The sequence below is a fragment of the Microbacterium sp. Bi128 genome (assembly GCF_918698205.1).
The window spans coordinates 1-1,222 of record NZ_CAKKMM010001475.1 but is presented as its reverse complement, the minus strand read 5'-3'; the positions used below and the strand labels follow the sequence as shown (position 1 = coordinate 1,222).

Sequence of the window (1,222 nt, the reverse complement as noted above, 5' to 3'; positions counted from 1 at the left end):
GGTGCCTGCCAGCGCGGAACAGAATACGCGGCTCCAGGCACGCACCCGGGCCGCGGGGGTGACGGCGGGGCCGCCGGCCGTTGGCCGCGCCGCCGAAGGGGCCGGACGGCCGGCGGGCGTGCCACTGGTGGCCCCGCCTGCGGCGGGTCGTGCCGCCGTCGTACGTGTGGGCGTGCTGACCATTGTTACTCCTCGCTGGTCTGAGCCTGCCCTTCCACGAGCTCGCGGACAGCTTCGATGAAGGCATCGCCACGGTGAGCATAGGAAGAGAACTGGTCCATGGAAGCAGCCGCCGGGGCCAGCAGCACAGTGTCCCCGGAGGCGGCCAGCTGCGCCGCCGAGGCAACGGCCTGGGCCATCACAGTCTCGCCGAAAATCGGCGAAGGGCCTGCGTCGGCTTTGGCCGTACCGGCAGTCTGCACGTCTTCAGTCTCGCCCTTGCCCTGCCCGATCACGGGGACATCCGGCGCGTGTCGCTTCAGGGCGGCCTGCAGATCGCTGGAGTCCGCGCCGATCAGGACCACGGCCTTGAGCCGGCTGCCCTGTTCCTGGATCAGGGAGTCGTAATTCACGCCCTTGGACAAACCTCCCGCGATCCACACCACATTCTGGAACGCGGACAACGAGGCGGCGGCGGCGTGCGGATTGGTGGCTTTGGAATCGTTGATCCACAGCACACCCTCATGCCGGGCCACCAGCTGGATCCGGTGGTCTCCCGGAAGGTAGTTCAGCAGGCCCTGGCGCACAGCCGATGGCTCCACCCCGTAGGCCCGTACCAGGGCAGCGGCTGCCAGCGCGTTGGCCACCATGTGGCGCGGCGCCACCGGTCCGAGGTCGGCGATCGAGGCGAGTTCGGCCGCGCTGTCCTTGCGTTCGGCGATGAACGCCCGGTCAACCAGCAGCCCTTCCACGACGCCGAGCATGCTGATGGCCGGGGTCAGTGTGGTGAATCCCACGGCCCGGCAGCCTTCAACCACGTCCGCGTCCTCGACCATGCGTTCGGTCTCGATCTGCTCGGCGTTGTAGATGCAGGCCTTCTTCGTGTTGGCGTAGACCTTGGCCTTGTCGGCGAGGTAGGAGGCGTAGGAGCCGTGCCAGTCCACGTGGTCTTCAGCGACGTTGAGGCACACGCTGGCCACCGGCGACACCGAGTGGCTCCAGTGCAGCTGGAAACTGGACAGTTCCACCGCGAAGGCGTCGTAGTCCACGGGATCCCGCAGGG

General features: G+C 68.2%; 1 protein-coding gene. It reads right to left on the bottom strand.

The window, feature by feature from the left end:
- Positions 1 to 185: 185 nt before the first annotated feature.
- On the bottom strand, positions 186 to 1,222 hold a 1,037-nt coding region (gene murD / locus LQV45_RS33800; protein WP_230012179.1), incomplete at its 5' end, for a UDP-N-acetylmuramoyl-L-alanine--D-glutamate ligase.